The sequence below is a fragment of the Serratia ureilytica genome (genome assembly GCF_013375155.1).
Lineage (GTDB): Bacteria > Pseudomonadota > Gammaproteobacteria > Enterobacterales > Enterobacteriaceae > Serratia > Serratia ureilytica.
Map to the genome: position 1 here is coordinate 84509 of NZ_JABXOF010000003.1, position 16425 is coordinate 100933.

The window sequence follows — 16425 nt, forward strand, 5'->3', positions numbered from 1 at the left end:
CGCTCAGGGTTGCAGCGCCTTGAGCAACGCCTGATGGAAGCGCGCCGGCTCCTCCATTTGCGGCGCATGGCCCAGCCCGGCGAATTCGATCAGCGTGGCGTGCGGGATCAGTTTCGCCGCCTGCTTGCCCAGCACCGCGTAGTGCCCGATCTTGGCCTTGACCGCCGGCGGGGCGATATCGCTGCCGATGGCGGTGGTGTCGGCGGTGCCGATCATCAGCGTGGTGGGCGTTTGCAGATCCTTGAACTCGTAATACACCGGCTGGGTGAAGATCATGTCGTAGATCAGCGCCGAGTTCCACGCCACCAGGCGGTGGCCCGGCCCGTTGTTCAGCCCGGCCAGCATATCCACCCAGCGATCGTACTCCGGCTTCCAGCGGCCGCCGTAGTAGGTGCGCTGCTCATAGTTGCGGATGCCCTCGGCGGTGGTGTTCAGCTCGCGCTCGAACCACCGATCGACGCTGCGCCACGGCACGCCTTTCGCCTTCCAGTCCTCAAGGCCGATCGGGTTGACCATCACCAGCCGTTCCACCGCCTGCGGATACATCAGGCTGTAGCGCGTGGCCAGCATGCCGCCGGTGGAGTGGCCGATGACGATGGCCTTGCTGATGTTCAGATTCTGCAGCAGGCCGTGGGTATTTTGCGCCAGCTGTTGGAAGCTGTACTGGTAATGCGCCGGCTTGGTGGAGGAGCAAAAACCGATTTGATCGGGCGCGATGACGCGGTAACCGGCCTTGCTCAGCGCCTTGATGGTGTCCTGCCAGGTGGCGGCGCAGAAGTTTTTACCGTGCAGCAGCAGCGCGGTGCGGCCGTTGGCGGCGCCTTCCGGCGGCACGTCCATATAGCCCATTTTTAACGGCTGCCCCTGCGAGGTGAAGCTGAATTGTTGCAACGGGTAGGGGTAGTGAAAGCCCTGCAGCTCCGGGCCGAATTTCGGCGTTTCGGCGGCGCCGGCGGTGAACGCGGCCAACGTGGCGCACAACAGCGCGCGGCGGGTTAATCTCAGCATCCTGATCTCCTGAAAAGGGCGATAGCCGAGTATAGCCACAATCGGCGCGCTGGCGCGCCAGTGGTTTCAGATAATTCTGTAATATTACGGTTTGATTCCCGGCAAGATTCCGACAACGGTCTTTTTCACAGTGAACGGGGTCACGCCGTGCAACATTCGCAGTATCTGATGGTTTTATTTCAAGGCTAAGTTATGCGATGCTTAAGCATTATTTATGCAAAAGGATCCTCGCATGTCCGCTTTATCCCGCTGCGCTTTCAGCGAAGGCAGCGTCGCTTTGCCGGAAGGCTATGCCGATCGCACCGTCAACGTGCTGTTGGCCGGCGATGATGTTTCCCCCTCAGTCAATATTTCCCGCGATGCGCTGCAGCCGGCGGAGAACCTGGAAAGCTACGTCACTCGCCAGCTTGATGCGCTGGCGCAGGGGCTGAAAGGTTGGGCGTTCAAAAGCCGCGAGCCGGCGTCGCTGGGCGATGGGCTGGCCGCCGGTGAGTGGGTGCGCGCCAGCTACCTGCGCGACGGCAAACGCATCTGGCAGAACCAGGCGGTGTTCGCGCTGGCGGAAGGCCGGGTGCTGGTGTTCACCCTGGCGATGGCGCGCAAGCTGACGCCGCAAGACGACGCGCTGCTGCAGCAGGTGCTGAACAGCTACCGGGCGGCCTAACGATGAACTTTTTGCGTAAAAGGAACTTACGATGACCGAAGCGGCCCGCGTCGGCGATACCATCGGGCATTCCCATGCCCTGGCCGGCATGATTGCCGGCACCCTTGTCGGCGGCCTGATCGCCGCCGCAGGCGCATTGGCGGCGGGTGCGCTGTTCGTCGCCGGCCTGGCGGCTTCCTGTATCGGCGTCGGCGTGCTGCTCATCGGCGCCAGCCTGGCGGTGGGGTATCTCACCGGGGAGGCGGCCACCGCGGCGCGCGACGGCATTGCCGACGCCGGTGCCGGTAGCCTGACCCCCAAAGGCAATATCGTCACCGGCTCCCCCAACGTCTTCATCAACGGCAAACCCGCCGCGCTCGCCACCAACAGCCAGGTGGCCTGCAGCGACGACGGCCCGAGCATGCAGATGGCGCAGGGCTCCGACAAGGTCAGCATCAACGGCCAGCCCGCCTCGCGCGTGGGGGACAAAACCAACTGCGACGCGCAGGTGATGGAAGGTTCGCCCAACGTGTTTATCGGCGGCGGCACCGTCACCACCTTGCCGATCAAGCCCGAAGTGCCGGATTGGCTGTATAAGGTCTCCGATCTGACGCTGCTGTTCGCCGGCCTGGTGGGCGGCGTGGGCGGCGCCGCCGGCAAGCTGGGGGCGCTCGGCAAACTGCTGGGCAAACTGCCCGGCATCAACAAACTGGCGCGCATCGCCTGCCGAGCCGGCACCCTGATGACCGCGACCGCCGCGGTCGGCATTATCGCCCGGCCGGTGGATATCGTCAGCGGCCAGAAATTCCTCGACGGCGAAGACGATCTCGATTTCGTGCTGCCATCGCGCCTGCCGGTCGCCTGGCAGCGCTATTGGCGCAGCGGTAACCCCGGCGACGGCGTGCTGGGCCGCGGCTGGAACCTGTTCTGGGAGAGCAGCCTGCAGCCGTATCAGGACGGCCTGGTGTGGCGCGCGCCTTCCGGCGACTTCGTCGCTTTCCCTAGGGTGCCGCGCGGCCACAAAACCTATTGCGAAGCCGAAAAATGCTGGCTGATGCACAACGACGACGGCAGCTGGCAGCTGTTTGACGTCGGCGAACAGATTTTCCACTATCCGCCGCTGGCGGGCGATCGGCCGAGCCGGCTCAGCATGATCACCGACGCCATCGGCAACGCCACCTCGCTGTTCTACGACGACGAGGGGCTGCTGAATGAACTGGTGGACAGCGCCGGGCAGCGCCTGATGTGCCGCTATGCGCAGGGCCGCCTGTGCGAAGTGGCGCTGCAAACCGCCGAAGGCGAACGGACGCTGGCGCGCTACGGTTACGATGAGCAGGGCCAACTGACGACGGTGAGCAACCGCGCCGGTGAGGTGACGCGCCGCTTTGGCTGGCGCGACGGCCTGATGATCAGCCACCAGGACGCCGCCGGACTGCTGAACGAATACCAATGGCAAGAGATCGACGGCGTGCCGCGCGTGACGGCCTATCGCAACAGCGCCGGAGAATCCCTTGAGTTCGGCTATGACTTCGCCGGCGGGCGCCGCAGCGCGGTGCGCGGCGACGGCAAACGGGCGGAGTGGCGGCTGGATGACGACGACAACGTGGCGCAGTACACCGATTTCGACCAGCGCCGCTACGGCTTTATCTACCAACGCGGCGAACTGTGCAGCGTGCTGCTGCCCGGCGGCGCGCAGCGCCGGAGCGAATGGGATCCTTACGGCCGCCTGCTGTCGGAGACCGATCCGCTCGGCCGCGTGACGCGCTATCAATATTCGCGCAACAGCGGCCGGCTGTTCGCCGTCGCATACCCGGACGGCAGCAGCGAAGCGCAGCACTGGGACACGCTGGGGCGCCCGACGCGCTATGTCGATGCGCTGGGCAATGCCACGCTGTACCGCTATCCGGATGACGAAGAGAGCCTGCCGGCCAGCGTGATCGACGCGCTGGGCGGGGAAGTGAAGCTGGAGTGGGACGCCCGTGGCCAGCTGACGCGCTACACCGACTGTTCCGGCAGCGTCACGGCTTATACCTACGATGCGCTGGGGCAACTGACGGCGCAGACCGATGCCGAAGGCCACCAGACGCGCTACCTGTGGGATAACGGCGGCCGCCTGCATACCCTGATCCACCCGGACGGCGGCGAAGAGCGCTTTAACTGGAACGCGCACGGCCAGCTGGCCGAACATCAGGACGCGCTGGGCAGCCTGACCCGCTGGCAGTACAACGCCCTGGGGCTACCGGTCAGCATCACCGATCGCATCAATCGCACCCGGCGCTATCACTACAGCCCGCAGGGCTGGCTGACGCGGCTGGAGAACGGCAACGGCGGCGACTACCGCTTCAGCTACGATGCGGTGGGCCGCGTGCTGACCGAAGAGCGCCCGGACGACACCCGCCATTATTATCGCTACGGCGCGGCCGGGCTGCTGGAGGAGCACCGTGAGGTCGGATTGCCGGGCAGCGCGGGCGAGCTGACGCAGCGCGAACAGCGCTTCCGCTTCGACGAGGCCGGGCAACTGGTCTGGCGCGGCAACGCCAGCGCGGAATGGCATTACCGTTTCGACGCCATGGGGCGGCTGCGCGAGCTGAACCGCCTGCCGACGGCGAGCGGCGCGGCGCTGGGCATCGAGCCGGACAGCGTGCAGATGCGCTATGACGCTGCCGGGCGGCTGCTCGGCGAGCAGGGCGTGAATGGCGAACTGCAATACCAATGGGATGCGCTGGCCAACCTGCAGGCGCTGACGCTGCCCCAGGGCGATCGCCTGCAGTGGCTGTATTACGGTTCCGGCCACGCCAGCGCCATCAAATTCAACCAGCAGGTGGTGAGCGAGTTCACCCGCGATCGCCTGCACCGGGAAACCGGCCGCAGCCAGGGCGCGCTGCAGCAGCAGCGGCGTTACGACGCCATGGGCCGCCGCAGCTGGCAGAGCAGCGCCTTTGGCCACGACAAACTGACCCGGCCGGAAGACGGCGTGCTGTGGCGCGCTTATCGCTACACCGGCCGCGGCGAGCTGGCCGGGGTGAGCGACGCGCTGCGCGGCGAAGTGCACTACGGTTACGACGCCGAAGGCCGCCTGCTGCAACACCGCGAGCCCAATCAGGGCAAACCGGGCGCGCGGCTGGTGTACGATCTGGCGGATAACCTGCTGGGCGAACGCAGCCCGCAGAGCGACATCGACGCGCATCTGCCGCTGGCGCCGATCGCCGACAACCGCCTGACGCACTGGCAAAAACTGTTTTACCGTTACGACGCCTGGGGCAACCTGATCAGCCGGCGCAACGGCCTGTACGAACAGCACTACCGCTACGACGCCGACAATCGGCTGGTGCAGGCGCACGGCCGCGGCCCGCAGGGCGAGTTCGAAGCACAGTATCATTACGACGCGCTGGGTCGCCGCAGTCGCAAAGCGGTGCGCTACAAGGGCAAAACCGAACAGACGACCCGTTTCCTGTGGCAGGGTTACCGGTTGCTGCAGGAGCAGCGCGACGACGGCAGCCGCCGCAGCTGGAGCTACGATCCGGCCAGCCCGTGGAGCCCGCTGGCGGCGCTGGAGCAGGCGGGCGACAGCCGCTCGGCGGATATTTACTGGTATCACACCGATCTGAACAGCGCGCCGCTGGAAGTGACCGACGCGGCGGGCAACCTGTGCTGGTCCGGGCAATACGACACCTTCGGCAAGCTGCAGGGCCAGACGGTGGCCGGCGCGGCGAAGCGGCAGGGCGCGCAATATCAGCAGCCGCTGCGTTACGCCGGGCAATATCAGGACGACGAAAGCGGCCTGCACTACAACCTGTTCCGTTACTACGAACCCGAGGTGGGGCGTTTCACCACGCAGGATCCGATAGGGTTGCGCGGCGGGCTGAACCTTTATCAGTATGCGCCGAACCCGCTGATGTGGGTGGATCCGCTGGGGTTATCTGTAGAAGGAGTTCCACATGGCTTTAATAGTTTCGGCCAATTTAAACAGTTCGGTGAAGCATTACAGGCAGGAATGAGTAAATTAGGATATCCCGGCACAGTTTCATATATGCAAGGAAGCTCCGTATCGGGGGTAAGTTTCTCTACAGGTCAACCATTTGATGTTGGCCGTGTTAGTGATTTTGACGTTGCTATTTCACATCCTGAGCTATATCAAAAAGCAGAGCAGTTGGGAATAGGAAAAGGAGGGCGCACTGGACCAATTGATATGGGTAGTGAAATGGCTAAGAAATTAGGTATTGATGATACATTGCAAAAATTATCCAAAATGTCAGGAGGTAGACCTGTGAACGCAATGGTCTTTGAGTCTGCTGCTGAAGTTAAGGCTAAAGGAAAGGGAACTAGAATACCTGGTAAATGTGGTGGATAAATTATGAAAAAATTATATTTTTTAAAATATGGCAGTGTTATATCAAAAAAAGAAGCGAGCAAATTACTGGACGATAAATGGGATATAACTTGCTCGGAGTATGATAGTTCCTATTTTGGTGTTTACTTTGCATATACTGGCCTTTATGCGGACAAGTTAACCATTACTGATAATTATATTCCTCACTCTAATGAGTGGTTAGAGGAAGATAACAAAGAGTTTAGCACGATAATTAAGGTGTCTTTCACTAATGGGAAGAATCCAGAAAAACTCAGCAGGTACAAATTCTTGAAGAATGCGTTTAATCAACTTGATGGATTATCGATCATAAGTGATGAGTGCATCGAAGAAGAGTGACCGACAAGCTGTCGAAAGGATCCTTTCTTTGGGGCTCTTTAGTGTGCAGCATTAAATATGAGATATAAGATCAAAGCTTGAAAAGGAGATATTAGGTTCTTTAAAAATAAAAAAGGAAGAGTAAAAACATTAGATTGTTAGTTGCATCAAAGGCCGCCTGCTGCAACACCGCGAACCCAATCAGGCAAAGCGGGCGCGCGGCTGGTGTACGATCTGGCGGATAACCTGCTGGGCGAGCGCAGGGCAACCTGATCAGCCGGCGCAACGGCCTGTATGAACAGCACTACCGCTACGACGCCGACAACCGGCTGGTGCAGGCGCACGGTCGCGGCCCGCAGGGCGAATTCGAGGCGCAGTATCATTACGACGCGCTGGGCCGCCGCAGCCGCAAGGCGGTGCGCTACAAGGGCAAAACCGAACAGACGACCCGTTTCCTGTGGCAGGGCTACCGGTTGCTGCAGGAGCAGCGCGACGAGGGCAGCCGCCGCAGCTGGAGCTACGATCCGGCCAGCCCGTGGAGCCCGCTGGCGGCGCTGGAGCAGGCGGGCGACAGCCGCTCGGCGGATATTTACTGGTATCACACCGATCTGAACAGCGCGCCGCTGGAAGTGACCGACGCGGCGGGCAACCTGTGCTGGTCCGGGCAATACGACACCTTCGGCAAGCTGCAGGGCCAGACGGTGGCCGGCGCGGCAAAGCGGCAGGGCGCGCAATATCAGCAGCCGCTGCGCTACGCCGGGCAATACCAGGATGACGAAAGCGGCCTGCACTACAACCTGTTCCGTTACTACGAACCCGAGGTGGGGCGTTTCACCACGCAGGATCCGATAGGGTTGCGCGGCGGGCTGAACCTTTATCAGTATGCGCCGAACCCGCTGATGTGGGTGGATCCGTTGGGGTTGATGAGTTGCTCGACTGATGCAGCTAAGCTTGCCCGAAATCTGGGGCCACAACCTATGGGGGGAGGGAAATATGATGCGCACCATATTATAATGTCCAACTCTTCTGATGCCCGAATGGTTGCATTAAGAAAACGAATGGATGATCTCGATATTGATATTAATAATTCAAAGAATGGAGTTTGGCTTCCTAATACTAGGGCTGACCGTATAGAAGGTACTTTAACGACTGCCCACAAAGGCAATGGGATACATGGCAATGCATATAAACAATATGTTTATGATAAACTTATTAACAGTCAGACGGATAAAGAGTTCTTATCTTCTCTTAAGCAAATAAAAAGTGAGCTTGAGGGAGGTAAGGTATTTCCTCTTGCAAATGGTAGAATCCCTACTTTATAATGGTGATAAAATGAAAGAAGTAGCTGATGGTATAAGGGCTGATTTAGATGAAGTGCAGTCTCTTTTTTCGAATGAAGAGCTATTAGCTGAAAAAATATCTTCTATTAGCCATACGGAATCAAAGGTTGTATCTTGGTCTAAAACTAATGCCTTTAGTATTATTCCATTTTACAATGAGTTAACCGGCTTTAAAACCGGAGAAATATTGAGTAAAGAGCCTAAGAACAAAAGTAATGCATATTGCTATTTTTCAAATGATGGCCTTGTAAATAAAATCGGCAGCTATAACTCAAAAGGAGTTGTGGCGGATACATCTTATGTCATTAGAGATGGTGATGAGGTTCTTGAAATAAGACAGGATGTAAAGGGCAACTATTTAGCTATAAGTAGAGTTTTTTTAAACTCTCAAGGGCAGCCATCTAAAGCTTTTTTTGCAAATGATGATGGCAATTTATCTGGTTATCATTACTTTTATAAAGATGGCAGAATCGATAGTATATTGACGGTAAGTAATTACTCTCCTTTACCATATGTTATTTTATCATGTGTTTATGATGATGGTAAAATTAGTGAAATTTATTTTAATAACAATAAGGGAAAGGTTGTTATATATCCTCGCTAGGATATTAAGTTGATTCTTAATTGACAGGGCGACTTTAGTTATTTACATGCTTCCTGTGGCAGGGCTACCGGTTGCTGCAGGAGCAGCGCGACGACGGCAGCCGCCGCAGCTGGATCTACGATCCGGCCAGCCCGTGGAGCCCGCTGGCGGCGCTGGAGCAGGCGGGCGACAGCCGCTCGGCGGATATTTACTGGTATCACACCGATCTGAACAGCGCGCCGCTGGAAGTGACCGACGCGGCGGGCAACCTGTGCTGGTCCGGGCAATACGACACCTTCGGCAAGCTGCAGGGCCAGACGGTGGCCGGCGCGGCGAAGCGGCAGGGTGCGCAATATCAGCAGCCGCTGCGCTACGCCGGACAATATCAGGACGACGAAAGCGGCCTGCACTACAACCTGTTCCGCTACTACGAACCCGAGGTGGGGCGTTTCACCACGCAGGATCCGATAGGGTTGGAAGGCGGGCTGAACCTTTATCAGTATGCGCCGAACCCGCTGATGTGGGTGGATCCGCTGGGGTTGAGTATTGAATGGGTTAATCCTTCGTCGTTAAATTATTCTCAAGCATATATATCTGATAACGTAACTGGATATATACTGATATGTCTAATAATAATTGGGATTGGAATCGAAGTGGACCATTAAATGTTGCCGAAGTAGATGGGCAATTAGTCTCTCTAGACAACCGCAGGTTATATGCAGCGCAAATGGCTAATGTAGAATCTGTACCAATTAAGAGGGTCAATTTATCTGATCCGTTACCACCACCAGCAACTGGAGGTACGTATGGGAGTAATCTCAATAAAAAACTGAACTCTAAACCTAAGAATTCTGATGTTCCTAGGGTCCAGTTACCAGCAACTGGAACACCTAAGAAGCCAACAATTGTTAGCAAGAACAAAAAAATGGGGAGTTGCAAATGATAGCTAAAGAAATGCAGAGTAAGTGGGAAAACAATCAACTGGTCGGATTAGATGTAATCATTAATGATGTAGGTGTTGTAAGGGAAATAGATATTGAATTCGAGATGAATTATAAATTCAAAGGCACCTTTAATAAAGAGTATAAAGTCTTATTAGGTAATGAGACAACCTTGAATGCATTGATTGAACAGTATGACGAGGTGTGGTCAGAGATTCAAGTGAATAACAAAGTGCAACTTCCTGACGGTGATTTCTTGTTATGTGGTGAGGGTGAAATGGGCAATGAAGGGTTTATTGCACGTACAGATGGAACTAATAGATTAAAATGGTCCATGTACTCAACAACATCTAATCCTTTTGTTAACGTTATTGAGGCTGGCAAATGTGTTTATTTTCAATCTACGCTGGGTTTCTATATCTGTTTTGATATAACCAACAATAACATATCTATAAAAAATGAAAAAAGTTGGTGAGGCTTTAAACGAAAGTGAGTGGCATAGATGAAAGTTTATTTCTATGAAATGATGAGCTAAGCTGGCAAGTTGCAGGGCCAGACGATAGCCGGCACGGCGAAGCGGCAGGGCGCGAAATATCAGCAACCGCTCGCTACGTCGGGCAATATCAGGATGACGAAAGTGGCCTGCATACAACCTGTTCCTAGGTTGGTGTTTTACCACGCTGGAGCCGATAGGGCTGCGCGGTGGGTTGAACCTTTATCCGTATGTGCTGAATACGTCGATGTGAGTTGTTCCGTTTAAGATGTGTCCATAAAAATGAAGAATGTAATTACTGAACTGTGGGAAGCTGGTGAATTACCGATTAAAAATGCTCTGTATTTTTCAGATGGTAGAGCTGAGTTGATCGATATCATATCCTACCCCACGCCTAAAGTATCTAAATCGGGATGTTTCGATTTTTTTGAGTTCTATGAAAAAAATAAAGATGAGGTTACTACTATTGATGTAATAAAAAAAATTAATTTGAGTTGTGGTGGATACTTATGTTTAGGGGAAGGGAGCTATGGTTCAGAAGGTTTTATCGCTTATTTGGATCGCGAAGAAAAGCTAGTTTGGGTTGTTTACTCGGAAAACTCCAACCCCTTCGTTTCTGCAACCATATTACATGATTCAACGGTTGCTATAGATTCAAGTGCTGGATTCCGACTGAAGGTCAATGTGCTAAAACCTGAGGAAATGGTGATAGTTTGATTGCTGAGTGTGCAGGAATTGAATGAGGAAATAAAGAGCATGGAGGATTGTCATGAGGTTTTTTATCTGTGATGACGGTTATCCGTCTATAGAATCTAATAGTGACTATAGGATACTAACTGACTTTATAAAGGATGATATCCAAAGAGGTTTTTATGGTGTCAATGAGTTTATTGAGGCTTGTAAACTTGTAAGATCTGGAAATCTGCCATTTTGGGAGGGAACGGGAAACTCTCATACTATAACTATTAAACCTAATGGTGTGGAGATTTTTAATGAGTACACCGAAGAGTCTATGATTGTTTCGAGTATAGATGAGTTTGAGGAGTGCCTTGAACAATGGAAGAGTCTGTTTTTTAATATGGGTGATTTTACAAATGAAACTAAATAAAGAGAATGAGAGAATATTTCTATCTGGCCATGAAGCAATAGATATATTATCTGAGATAGAGTTTATTTTGATATCATTGCGGAACATTGCACGGCATTATTATACCGATGCAAGTGGGGAAGTAAGTCAGAAGGTGAGAAATGCATATTGTGAGGAAACTACGCAGTTTATTGATAAAAATAATGTTACTGGCCGCTTATCAAAAGTAAGAGGGGTTATTTCTGAAAGGTTTAGTCATGAATTAGGGATGGATAATATGGATGATATAGAAAGGGAAATGGAGAAAATAATTTATTGGGAGAAACCCGTTGACGAATAATGTTTAAATCTATTTGAGAAAATACTTTATGAAATTTATTGATGACAATATAATTAATGAGTGGGTTTTCCAGCATTATGCTACGATTAACCTTTCTCTATCTATGGCACTATTTGATAAATTATCCGCTCTACCTTGGGTAGCTGGGCATCTGGATTTTTCAAAATTAAATCACAGATTGATAAGTGCGCAGGAGATACTGGATAACGACGATGAAAATCAATATGTTAGAATGAATGAGTGGTTGAAAGGCAGTACATTTGAAAAGTGTTCACATGTATTGTTTTGGTATGGAAAGGTTAACCCTTGTGTGATCTGTGAAACTAGCTTTGGGTTGAGTAACATTGATACTGCATATTGGGGTGTTCCTGGTTGGAACTACATATTTAGCTGTGATTTTGAAAATAATGACGTTAAATTGAATTGTGATAATATTTTATCCTTTGATGGAGCTAATCAGTTGGTATTATTAATGCAATAATTTCAACAAAAAAACTCTTTAAAATTAACCTCCGCTAGCTGAACTCACTTACAGTGAGAGATAATTACTGAGCCTCATTAGGGCAAGCCGAATAGGCAGATAAAACCACTCCCCCCAAACTAAATACCCAATGTGCCGTTAATCAGGGTGCAGCACTGCCCGCCGATCCAGGGCTCGCCGTCAATAAAGCGCACGCTCACGCGGCCATCTCGCTTCAGTTGGGTGCCCTGGCGCACCAGGTAGCCCTGCGCGGTTCGGTCGCCGTCGGGGAAGCGGTTGGCCTTCAGTAAGCGCGCCAGGCAGGCGTTGGCGCTGCCGGTCACCGGATCTTCAATCAAAACACCGCATTCCACCATAAACGCGCGCATTTCGTAATCGGCCGGTTCGGTTGCGGAGCAGGGGCCATAGATCACCACGCCATCCACATCGCAAGCCGTTTGCAGCCGTTTAATCGTGGCCTGATCCGGCGTCACCGCCAGGCAGGATGGTGCGTCCGGCAGGCGCACCATCAGCCAGCGAATGCCCATCTCGGCAATCACCGGCAGGGTATCGGCTTCAATCACCGCCGGCTGTAAAGCGGCCATCAGCCGTTCTGTTTCCTCAACCGCCATCGCGCGAAAACTGACTTCGGGCGCGGCGAACGCCAATGCGCCTTCCGGCAGGATATTGATCGCCACCAGGCCGACGCCGCATTCCTGCATCACCGTTCCGGGGCGTTTAGGCGCCAATCCGGCTTCCAGCAGGGCGTGTGCGGTGCCCAGCGTCGGGTGGCCGGCGAAGGGCAGCTCTTTTTCGGTAGTGAAGATGCGCACTTTATAATCCGCCGCCGGGTGCGTCGGTTTAAGCACAAAGGTGGTTTCCGAAAGGTTGGTCCAACGGGCCAATGCCAGCATCTGCGCGTCGTTCAGCCCTTCGGCTTCCAGCACCACCGCCACGGGATTGCCGAGCAGCGGCGTGGCGGTGAAAACGTCCACCTGTTTGTAGGCGCGGGGTGTCACATCATCGCTTCTGAGCATTGGCCATCATCCGTTATCAGCAAAACCTGATGATAACGATATTCGCCAATGGCTTCAAAGGGTTGAATTTTGTTTTGGCATACCTGCCCGTCGCCACCTCAGCCCCGGCTTGGCGAACATCACCAGGTTGCCCAGCAGAATCAGGCACAGCCCCAGCACGGCGTTGAAGTGCCACTGGTAGCCTTCGTAGATCGTCGAGATGGTCAGCGCCACCAGCGGGAACAGCAGGGTGCTGTAAGCCGCCGCGCCGGCGCCGATGCGGCCGAGCAGGCTGAAGTAGGCGGCGAAGGCGATCACCGATCCGAAGACAGCCAGGTACAGCAGGGAGCCGATATAGCGGCTGCTGAATTCGATCTGGAACGATGCGCCCTGCGCCAGGGCGATCAGCGCCATCAGCATCGCGCCGTAGGTCATGGCGTAGGTGTTGGTGGAAAAGATATCCAGCCCGCGGCGCTGATGACGCGCGCTGATCATATTGCCCAGCGAGAAGCCGTAGGTGCCGAGCGCGCTCAGACCGATGCCTTTGAGCAGCTCCGGCGCCATGCGGGTGGCGGCCAGGTCTTGCCAGAACAGCGCCACGATGCCGGTCAACCCCAGCAGCGCCGCCGGCAGCAGGTTGGGGCTGGGGCGCTGGCGGAAAAACAGCAGGCTGTTGAGGGCATTGAACAGCACCGCCATCGAGAAGATCACCGATTCCAGCCCGCTGCTGATATAAGCCGCCGCGTGGTAAAAGCAGAAGAAGTTGAAACCGAACACGCAGCAGCCCTGCAACACGCAGAACAAATGATCGCGCGGGGCGATGCGGCGCAGACGCCGCAGCAACACCAAGACGACGAACATCACCGCGGCGGAAATGGCGAAGCGGTAAGCGATCGAGACAGGAATGGCCACCGGGCCTTCCTGTTGCAGGGTGATCGCAATCCAGGTGGTGCCCCAAATCAGCACCACGGCGAGGTACAACAGCGCATTCATTCTATTCACTCCGAAAAAGCCGATGGCGCAGTATCCGCTTTGGCGTGCGGCCGCGCTTGCAGCGCCTTGCGCCCAGTTGCATATTCTTGCGCTTTTTTTGCCAAAAGCGCGGGGCGGCCGCTGGCATGCCGAGGCGCCACTCTTTACACTGTCGGCATGTCGAACAACGGGGCCGGCGATGTCCAACTATCAGGCGTTTGAAACACTGCGTGAGCATAAAGCGCGGTTGCACGGCAGCGTGCTGCTGGGCACCGGCGTGGAGCTGGCCGCCTGGTCCAACTGCAACGATCGCGTCACGCAGGAGAGCGCCGACCACCATACCCTGAGCCTGTACGTCGCCGATGGCTATGAGTGCTACCAGCAGGTGCCGGGCGGCTGGCGCAACGGCGGCGGGCCGGATCGGTTCTGCATCATGCCGCGCCAGTATGCATCTACCTGGGATGTGCGCAGCGATCTGTCGTTCGTGCATCTGTATTGCACCGACGGGCATTTGCGCCGGCTGGCGGAGCAAACCTGGGATCGCAGCCCGGCGGCGATCAACGTAGAGCCGCGCAGCTTTGGCGAAGATCCGCAAATTACGCTGCTGTATCGCCAGTTTTTGCTTAACTGCGACTGGCGGGACAGCGCCAATCTGCTGGCGCTCAGCAGCGCGTCGAACCTGCTGATGTCGCACCTGATCCAACGCTACAGCCAGCTGCAGTGGACGCTGCCGCAGGCGCGCGGCGGCCTGGCCCCCGCGGTAGCCAGGCGGGTGCGGGAATATATCGCAAGCCATCTCGATCGGCCGCTGCTGCTGGCCGATCTGGCGGCGCAGGCCGGATTGAGCGAGTACCACTTCGCCCGCATGTTCAAGCACGCCACCGGCCTGGCGCCGCATCAGTTCGTGATGCGCGCGCGGCTGCAACGGGCGGAACAGCTGTTGCGGCATAGCCAACAGCCGATAACCGAGATCGCGCTGGCGTGCGGCTTCAGCTCCGCCAGCCATTTCAGCAACCGCTTCAAGGCGGCCTATGGATTTGCTCCGCTGCAGGTGCGGCAGGGGCGCTAACCGGATGGGAGTGTAAGTATGGAACAACAATTTGCGGGCCTGGGCGTGTTGTTTGTCGCCGGATTCGGGCCCATCACGCGTGAGAGCGACGCGAGCAAGGCGTTTTATGTCGAGGCGCTGGGGCTGCCGCTCAAGCCGATGCCGGGCAACGAGAGCTATCTGCTGGCCGAGCAGGGTGCGCTGGACGGGGTGAAACACTTCGCCCTGTGGCCGCTGGCGCAGGCGGCGCAGTCCTGCTTTGGCGACGAGCGCTGGCCGGCGGATCTCGCGGCGCCGCAGGCGTGGATCGAATTTGACGTGGCCGACATGGCGATAGCCACCCAAGGGCTAATCGATCGCGGTTATCGGCTGCTGGTCGCCAACCGTGAAGAGCCGTGGGGGCAAAGCGTTACCCGGTTGCTCAGCCCGGAAGGATTGCTGGTTGGCGTCACCTATACGCCCTGGCTGCGTTAAACGCCGCGCCGTTCGCCGCCGTTCTCCCTGCGGCGGGCGGCTTAAGAACAAATTCGCATTAGCTTAAAGCTATCTGCGCTATAGACCTACCGAATCCCCGAGCTATCCCTCATCCTGAAAACAGTAATCCCGTTCATTGCGTAAAAACCAAGGGTCAGAACGCGCTATTGCCACGCCATTTCACGGCGATTTTTCACCCTCTTTTGGCGTCGTCAGGTGCCTGATGGGAATAGAGATTATTCTTATATTTCCGCTAACCGTTAAGAAATAATAATGATTCTCGTTTTCAACCACGGAAAGGAGAAGGAACGATGAAAACAGTGAAGCGAACGGGTATCGCGCTGGCGATAGCCCTGACTTTCCCCCTGGCATTGCCTGCCGCTACGGCGGCGCAAACCTGCCTGACAAACAGTAAGGCGGCGACGATGACGGAAAAACACGGGCAGTTTATTGCGGTTGGTAAAGTGGTGCAGGTGACCTTTGGCGATTTCGCCTTCAAGCTGGATTTTACCGATGACAAGACCATGACCTTCACCGGCATCGGCGAGGCGTCGCAGGGCATCACCGATACCGTGCAGTACACCGCGGTGGAAATTCGGCCGAAGGTCTACATGGTCTACTGGCATGAGCCGCAGTCCGGTGACAACGTGACGCATATCGAGGACTTCGAGCGCGGCGAGGTGTACACCAACATCGCCGCCAAGGACGGCAGCTTCACCCATCTGAAAGGGCAGCTGAAAATTGTAGGTCACTCAGGAAACTAAGGAGCAGTTATGAAAAAGGCATTGATCACCTGTGCGATCGTCGGCGGCCTGCTGGCGAGTTACCCGGCGCTGTCAACGGATCAGGCGGCGTCTTACAAATCGGCCGGCAAGGGCGGTTATCATCATGCTCAGCAAAAGCTGAAGGTGGTGGAAGATCTGTACGCGGGCTTCTTCAACCGCCATGACATCGGCGTGGCGCGGAAGCTGATTGTGGAAAACTACAAGCAGCATAACCCGTTCGTCGGCGACGGCATCAAGCCGTTCCTCGATTTCTTCAGCCAGACCTTCAAAGACAACCCGCAGTACAGCGCTAAAATATACCGCAGCGCGGTCAACGGCGATCTGGTCTACGTTCACGTCAAATATCAAAATAACCCGCAGGATCGCGGCACTGCCAGCGTGGATATTTATCGGGTGAACGATCAGGGGAAAATCACCGAGCATTGGGACGTCAATCAGGATGTGCCGGAAAAATCGGCCAACGACAACACCATGTTCTGATGCAAAAGGGCCGCTGCGGCGGCCCTCTACGCGCCTGCAACACTTTATTTACTTACATAAATACCAAA

The 16425-nt window shown here is 55.5% G+C and carries 16 protein-coding genes and 3 pseudogenes; 16 read left to right on the forward strand and 3 right to left on the reverse strand.

The features are described from left to right. Positions 1–3 precede the first annotated feature (3 nt). Positions 4–1008: an alpha/beta fold hydrolase gene (locus HWW83_RS06965; RefSeq protein WP_033650452.1), complete on the reverse strand. Its 1005-nt coding sequence runs from the start codon at positions 1006–1008 to the stop codon at positions 4–6. A 232-nt stretch (positions 1009–1240) separates the two neighbouring features. On the opposite strand from HWW83_RS06965, the gene HWW83_RS06970 reads away from it, so the two are divergent. From HWW83_RS06970 to HWW83_RS07020, 12 genes and pseudogenes are all read left to right on the forward strand, one after another. Further along, positions 1241–1672: a DcrB-related protein gene (locus HWW83_RS06970; protein ID WP_033643010.1), complete on the forward strand. Its 432-nt coding sequence runs from the start codon at positions 1241–1243 to the stop codon at positions 1670–1672. 31 nt (positions 1673–1703) lie between these two features. Beyond that, a complete protein-coding gene (locus HWW83_RS06975; protein ID WP_176589153.1) occupies positions 1704–6002 on the forward strand; it encodes an RHS repeat-associated core domain-containing protein in 4299 nt (1432 codons plus the stop codon). Positions 6003–6005: 3 nt separating this feature from the next. Continuing rightward, complete coding sequence (locus HWW83_RS06980) at positions 6006–6359, forward strand: hypothetical protein (RefSeq protein ID WP_016927808.1); 354 nt, start codon at positions 6006–6008, stop codon at positions 6357–6359. 148 nt (positions 6360–6507) lie between these two features. Beyond that, a pseudogene (locus tag HWW83_RS25600) lies at positions 6508–7660 on the forward strand (RHS repeat-associated core domain-containing protein); the annotation flags it as partial. Between the two features lie 10 nt (positions 7661–7670). Then, positions 7671–8282 carry a hypothetical protein gene (locus HWW83_RS06990; protein ID WP_176589155.1) on the forward strand — a complete coding sequence of 204 codons (612 nt, stop codon included), beginning with the start codon at positions 7671–7673 and terminating at the stop codon, positions 8280–8282. A gap of 44 nt (positions 8283–8326) precedes the next feature. Then, positions 8327–8806, forward strand: a pseudogene (locus HWW83_RS06995) (RHS repeat-associated core domain-containing protein); the annotation flags it as partial. A gap of 394 nt (positions 8807–9200) precedes the next feature. Further along, entirely contained in the window at positions 9201–9677 is a 477-nt protein-coding gene (locus tag HWW83_RS07000; protein WP_176589156.1) for a hypothetical protein, read from the forward strand. Between the two features lie 63 nt (positions 9678–9740). After that, positions 9741–9936: pseudogene (locus tag HWW83_RS25850) on the forward strand (RHS repeat-associated core domain-containing protein); the annotation flags it as partial. A gap of 41 nt (positions 9937–9977) precedes the next feature. Then, on the forward strand, positions 9978–10412 hold the full coding sequence (locus HWW83_RS07005) for a hypothetical protein (RefSeq protein ID WP_074446870.1): 435 nt from the start codon (positions 9978–9980) through the stop codon (positions 10410–10412). Positions 10413–10464: 52 nt separating this feature from the next. Further along, positions 10465–10803 carry a hypothetical protein gene (locus tag HWW83_RS07010; RefSeq protein WP_103101441.1) on the forward strand — a complete coding sequence of 113 codons (339 nt, stop codon included), beginning with the start codon at positions 10465–10467 and terminating at the stop codon, positions 10801–10803. Beyond that, on the forward strand, positions 10790–11122 hold the full coding sequence (locus tag HWW83_RS07015; protein ID WP_074446869.1) for a hypothetical protein: 333 nt from the start codon (positions 10790–10792) through the stop codon (positions 11120–11122). Before HWW83_RS07010 ends, HWW83_RS07015 begins: the two co-directional genes overlap by 14 nt. Before the next feature lie 28 nt (positions 11123–11150). Next, positions 11151–11603, forward strand: a complete 453-nt coding sequence (locus HWW83_RS07020) for a hypothetical protein (RefSeq protein WP_139120347.1) — start codon at positions 11151–11153, stop codon at positions 11601–11603. Positions 11604–11722: 119 nt separating this feature from the next. Here the strand turns inward: HWW83_RS07020 and HWW83_RS07025 are convergent, their stop codons facing one another. Continuing rightward, positions 11723–12619 (reverse strand): PhzF family phenazine biosynthesis protein, encoded by an 897-nt coding sequence (locus HWW83_RS07025; RefSeq protein WP_176589157.1) that lies wholly within the window; start codon positions 12617–12619, stop codon positions 11723–11725. A gap of 54 nt (positions 12620–12673) precedes the next feature. After that, complete coding sequence (locus tag HWW83_RS07030) at positions 12674–13591, reverse strand: DMT family transporter (RefSeq protein WP_046687012.1); 918 nt, start codon at positions 13589–13591, stop codon at positions 12674–12676. A 178-nt stretch (positions 13592–13769) separates the two neighbouring features. Here HWW83_RS07030 and HWW83_RS07035 point away from each other — a divergent pair, with 178 nt between their 5' ends. The 4 genes from HWW83_RS07035 (at position 13770) to HWW83_RS07050 (ending at position 16357) form a co-directional block, all read left to right on the forward strand. Then, positions 13770–14639, forward strand: a complete 870-nt coding sequence (locus HWW83_RS07035; protein WP_033650446.1) for a helix-turn-helix domain-containing protein — start codon at positions 13770–13772, stop codon at positions 14637–14639. An 18-nt stretch (positions 14640–14657) separates the two neighbouring features. Then, on the forward strand, positions 14658–15092 hold the full coding sequence (locus HWW83_RS07040; protein ID WP_046687014.1) for a VOC family protein: 435 nt from the start codon (positions 14658–14660) through the stop codon (positions 15090–15092). A 311-nt stretch (positions 15093–15403) separates the two neighbouring features. Then, on the forward strand, positions 15404–15856 hold the full coding sequence (locus tag HWW83_RS07045) for a MoaF-related domain-containing protein (RefSeq protein ID WP_176589158.1): 453 nt from the start codon (positions 15404–15406) through the stop codon (positions 15854–15856). Between the two features lie 9 nt (positions 15857–15865). After that, a complete protein-coding gene (locus tag HWW83_RS07050) occupies positions 15866–16357 on the forward strand; it encodes a nuclear transport factor 2 family protein (protein WP_033643018.1) in 492 nt (163 codons plus the stop codon). The last annotated feature ends 68 nt before the right edge of the window (positions 16358–16425 follow it).

What these genes read in the sequence shown, in the direction of transcription:
- HWW83_RS06965 (WP_033650452.1), bottom strand. Translation starts at nt 1,008, where the DNA reads ATGCTGAGATTAACCCGCCGCGCGCTGTTGTGCGCCACGTTGGCCGCG.
- HWW83_RS06970 (WP_033643010.1), top strand. Translation starts at nt 1,241, where the DNA reads ATGTCCGCTTTATCCCGCTGCGCTTTCAGCGAAGGCAGCGTCGCTTTG.
- HWW83_RS06975 (WP_176589153.1), top strand. Translation starts at nt 1,704, where the DNA reads ATGACCGAAGCGGCCCGCGTCGGCGATACCATCGGGCATTCCCATGCC.
- HWW83_RS06980 (WP_016927808.1), top strand. Translation starts at nt 6,006, where the DNA reads ATGAAAAAATTATATTTTTTAAAATATGGCAGTGTTATATCAAAAAAA.
- HWW83_RS06990 (WP_176589155.1), top strand. Translation starts at nt 7,671, where the DNA reads ATGAAAGAAGTAGCTGATGGTATAAGGGCTGATTTAGATGAAGTGCAG.
- HWW83_RS07000 (WP_176589156.1), top strand. Translation starts at nt 9,201, where the DNA reads ATGATAGCTAAAGAAATGCAGAGTAAGTGGGAAAACAATCAACTGGTC.
- HWW83_RS07005 (WP_074446870.1), top strand. Translation starts at nt 9,978, where the DNA reads ATGAAGAATGTAATTACTGAACTGTGGGAAGCTGGTGAATTACCGATT.
- HWW83_RS07010 (WP_103101441.1), top strand. Translation starts at nt 10,465, where the DNA reads ATGAGGTTTTTTATCTGTGATGACGGTTATCCGTCTATAGAATCTAAT.
- HWW83_RS07015 (WP_074446869.1), top strand. Translation starts at nt 10,790, where the DNA reads ATGAAACTAAATAAAGAGAATGAGAGAATATTTCTATCTGGCCATGAA.
- HWW83_RS07020 (WP_139120347.1), top strand. Translation starts at nt 11,151, where the DNA reads ATGAAATTTATTGATGACAATATAATTAATGAGTGGGTTTTCCAGCAT.
- HWW83_RS07025 (WP_176589157.1), bottom strand. Translation starts at nt 12,619, where the DNA reads ATGCTCAGAAGCGATGATGTGACACCCCGCGCCTACAAACAGGTGGAC.
- HWW83_RS07030 (WP_046687012.1), bottom strand. Translation starts at nt 13,591, where the DNA reads ATGAATGCGCTGTTGTACCTCGCCGTGGTGCTGATTTGGGGCACCACC.
- HWW83_RS07035 (WP_033650446.1), top strand. Translation starts at nt 13,770, where the DNA reads ATGTCCAACTATCAGGCGTTTGAAACACTGCGTGAGCATAAAGCGCGG.
- HWW83_RS07040 (WP_046687014.1), top strand. Translation starts at nt 14,658, where the DNA reads ATGGAACAACAATTTGCGGGCCTGGGCGTGTTGTTTGTCGCCGGATTC.
- HWW83_RS07045 (WP_176589158.1), top strand. Translation starts at nt 15,404, where the DNA reads ATGAAAACAGTGAAGCGAACGGGTATCGCGCTGGCGATAGCCCTGACT.
- HWW83_RS07050 (WP_033643018.1), top strand. Translation starts at nt 15,866, where the DNA reads ATGAAAAAGGCATTGATCACCTGTGCGATCGTCGGCGGCCTGCTGGCG.